The 4,176-nt window shown below is 47.4% G+C and carries 2 protein-coding genes; both read right to left on the bottom strand.

Annotated elements, in window-relative coordinates; translation table 11 throughout:
• Positions 1-206: 206 nt before the first annotated feature.
• Complete coding sequence (locus KIV40_RS25590; protein WP_010648533.1) at positions 207-686, bottom strand: outer membrane beta-barrel protein; 480 nt, start codon at positions 684-686, stop codon at positions 207-209.
• Between the two features lie 213 nt (positions 687-899).
• Positions 900-4,176: ATP-dependent RNA helicase HrpA (gene hrpA, locus KIV40_RS25585; RefSeq protein ID WP_285351993.1), on the bottom strand; the 3,277-nt coding region annotated here is incomplete at its 5' end.

The raw sequence follows: 4,176 nt of genomic DNA, 5'->3' as shown, positions 1-4,176 counted from the left end.
TCCACAATTCCAGTCGCACTGCCCGTTGTGGTTGGGATCAGGCTCATGCCACATGCACGTGCACGACCAGCAAAGATCAACACGCCCTAGTTTTAAGAACAAGAAATGAATAATTTCTGTTCATTATCTATTTGTGTGATTTACAGACAAAAAAACACCGGCGCGTTGCCGGTGTTTATCAAATAAATCTTCGAGAGGCTCGATGATTATAGGAAGTGCAACGTCGCGTTTACAGAGAACGTACCGATGTCGTCTTTACCCGCTGTGTAGTTCATGTAGCTTGCGCCAACAGACATAGGGCCGAAAATGAAGTATTCCGCACCTACACCGTACATTAGATCCACATCATCGTCGTCTTTGCCGCCAGAAACTTTCTTATCCCACTGGTGGATACCGCCTTTCGCGTAAACATGCAGAGGACCGAAGTCGATGCTTGGTTTAAGTGCAGCGTAGTAAGAAGTCAGTTTAGTTTCTTGACCAGCGATCTTGAATTCACCGTGTTGAGTAACACCCGCTTCGATACCGATGATTGGCAGAATACCTGTACCTACGTGTACAGAGTAAGACGTGTCTGTTTCGCCCTTGTAGTCAGACTGACCTACAGAAGCACCACCATAAATCCATGAATCTGCCATTGCTGCAGAAGAAGCACTTAGAAGTGCCACTGCCAATAGAGTTTTCTTCATCATCAACCTTTACTCTTTATTATCACCCACATCTGCACCCGCAGAGGTCGGTACTGCAAATACAAGGGAGGCGAACTATTGCCTCCCTTATGACTTAAAATCACTTGTGGGTAAATAGCAGCAATTACTGTACCAATCACGCCTGTCACTGAACAAACCATTGATTATTCAGCAATCCCCACAAGAAAAAACTGCCGCTATTTTACTGAACGATTAGCAAGCATCAATCGCATTTTTGACACGTTTATCAGAAACTGGGTACGGAGTGCCCAATTGTTGAGCAAAAAAGCTCACGCGAAGCTCTTCGATCATCCAACGAATCTCTTTCACGTTCTCTGGAATCACCATGCCTTTCGGAATTTTGTTGAGCAGCTCTTTGTAGTCGCTCGTCACTGATTCCACTTTCAGCATGTGCAAACGGTCTTTGTTTGGATCGATCGGCAGCTTCTCCATACGACGCTCAATCGCACGCATGTAACGCAGAATATCTGGCAGGCGTTTCCAGCCACATTCTGTCGCAAAGCCCTTGAAGATCAACCCTTCGACTTGTGCTTTGATGTCCGATAATGCGAACGCCATGGTGAAATCGATCTTGCCTTTCAACTTCTTATTGATGTTGAAAGCGGTCGTCAGAATGGTTTCCACTTGCTGCGCAATTTCCACCACGGTATCACCAAGTTCAGCACGAACGTGTTCTTTCAGCGCGTCAAACTTCTCTGGCTCCCAAACCAAACCGCCCTGCTCTTCAATAAGCTTATCGACACCACACGCGATACAGTCATCAATCAGGTCCAGCACCTTGCCGTAAGGGTTAAAGTACAGCCCCAACTTCGACTTGTTCGGCAAGTTAGAGTGCAGGTATTTGATTGGCGACGGCACGTTCAGCAAAATCAGACGACGCTGACCCGCTTGCATTGCCGTGACCTGCTCGTATTCGGTCTCGTACAGTTTGATTTCAACACTGTCTTTAGAATCCACAATCGCCGGGTACGCTTTAACGTCGTAACCGCCGCGTTTTTGTTGGTATACCTTCGGTAACTCACCAAAGCTCCACGTGTGCAGACCTTGTTGCTCAATGTCGTCATCCGCTACTTTTGAAAGGGTTTCTTGAACTTTATCTTTCAAGCTCTCTTTCAATTCATGAAGGTCTTTATTTTCCTTCAACTTGCGATTTCTATGGTCAACCGCGCGGAAAGTCACCTTCAAGTGCTCCGGAATTTGATCCATATTCCAATCTTCGCGCAGAACTTCCACACCCGTCATTCGACGCAACTCTTTCTCCAATGAGTCCAGTAGTGGCGCTTCCATCGGCGTTGCACGAGCTAAGAAAGCATCGGCGTAGTTTGGTGCAGGAACAAAGTTCTTACGCACTGCCTTCGGCAGCGATTTAATCAAACTCACCACAAGCTCATGGCGTAAACCTGGGATCTGCCAGTCAAAACCCGCAGGCTCAACTTGGTTCAAGATCGGCAACGGCAAATGAACCGTTACACCGTCACTATCATCACCCGGTTCAAACTGGTAGCTCAACTTGAGTTTCAGGTTGTTTTGGTACCAGAAGTTCGGGTAATCCAAATCAGTAACGTGGCTTGCATCGCCCTTGAACAGCATCTCTTTTTCAAAGTTCAGCAGTTCTTTGTTATCTTTTGATGCTTTCTTCCACCACGTATCGAAGTGTTTGCCAGAGACCACTTCAGTGCCAACGCGTTGGTCGTAGAAATCAAACAGCTCATCGTCATCCACCAAGATGTCACGACGACGCGACTTGTGTTCAAGTTCTTCCACTTCTTGAAGAAGCTTACGGTTTTGCTTAAAGAACGCGTGTTTGGTTTCCCACTCGCCTTCCACTAGCGCGCTACGAATGAATAGCTCACGACTTACAGTAGGATCGATACTGCCGTAGTTCACCAAACGCTTCGGTACAATTGGCACACCGTAAAGCATCACTTTCTCGTGCGCCAAAACTGCTGCACGTTTCTTCGACCAATGCGGCTCGCTGTAGCTGCGCTTAATTAGGTGCTTCGCTAACGGTTCAATCCACTCTGGTTGAATCTTCGCGATGATACGGCCCCAAAGTTTTGAGGTTTCCACCAGTTCAGCAGACATGATCCACTTAGGTTGTTTCTTGAATAGACCTGATGCAGGGAAGATATGGAAACGAGCGTTACGCGCGCCTTGATATTCATTCTTCTCTTGGTCTTTCATACCGATGTGCGACAACAAACCAACAAGGATTGAGCTGTGTACGCCATGGTACGACGCAGGCTCATCGTTAAGTTTGAATTCCATTTCACGCATCGACTGATGAATTTGGAAGTACACATCTTGCCACTCACGCACGCGTAAGTAGTTCAAGTAATCTTGTTTACATTGCTTGCGGAACTGGTTACCCGTTAGCGCTTTTTGCTGCTTCTGGATGTAATCCCACAGGTTCACAAACGTCAGAAAATCTGACTCTTCATGGAAGAAACGTTTGTGCTTGTCATCTGAAGATTGCTGCTTGTCACTTGGACGCTCACGCGGGTCTTGAATCGACAATGCTGCAGCGATGATCATCACTTCTTTCAACGCACCTTGCTTTGGTGATTCCAATACCATACGTGCTAAACGTGGGTCGATTGGAAGACGTGCAAGTTGACGACCAATGCTGGTTAGGCGTTTCTTCGATTCTTTCGCATCAGAATTGATTGCACCCAACTCTTCTAGAAGGCGAACACCGTCTTGAATGTTACGTTTGTCAGGCGCTTCCACAAATGGGAAGGCTTGAATGTCGCCCAGACCAAGTGCCGTCATCTGTAAGATAACCGACGCTAGGTTGGTACGCAGGATCTCAGGATCGGTAAACTCCGGACGTGACTCAAAATCTTCCTCTGAGTACAGACGGATACAGATACCCTCTTCCACACGACCACAACGACCTTTACGCTGGTTCGCACTCGCCTGAGAAACTGGCTCGATTGGTAGACGCTGAACTTTAGTACGGTAACTGTATCGGCTGATACGTGCCGTACCCGGATCGATCACGTATTTGACGCCCGGAACCGTCAACGAGGTTTCTGCTACGTTGGTTGCCAGTACAATGCGGCGACCAGTATGAGGTTGGAAGATCTTGTTCTGTTCACCCGCCGACAAACGCGCGTAAAGCGGCACAATTTCCGTGCTCTTCAGATTACGTTTAGACAGTGCGTCAGCGGTATCACGGATTTCACGCTCACCGTTCATGAAGATCAGGATGTCACCTAAACCTTCATCGCACAGTTCGTCTACCGCTTCGAAGATACCTTCAAGTTGGTCACGATCATTATCGTCATCACCACTTAGTGGGCGGTAACGCGTTTCTACTGGGTAAGTACGACCTGACACTTCAAGAATTGGGACATTGTTGAAGTGTTTTGAAAAACGCTCAGGGTCGATGGTTGCCGACGTGATGATCACTTTCAGATCAGGACGGCGTGGTAGTAACTCTTTCAAGTAACCCAAGATGAAATCG

The sequence above is a fragment of the Vibrio sp. D173a genome (assembly GCF_030248475.1).
Note: the sequence above shows the minus strand (reverse complement) of the source record. Positions and strands in the feature narration are given on the sequence as shown.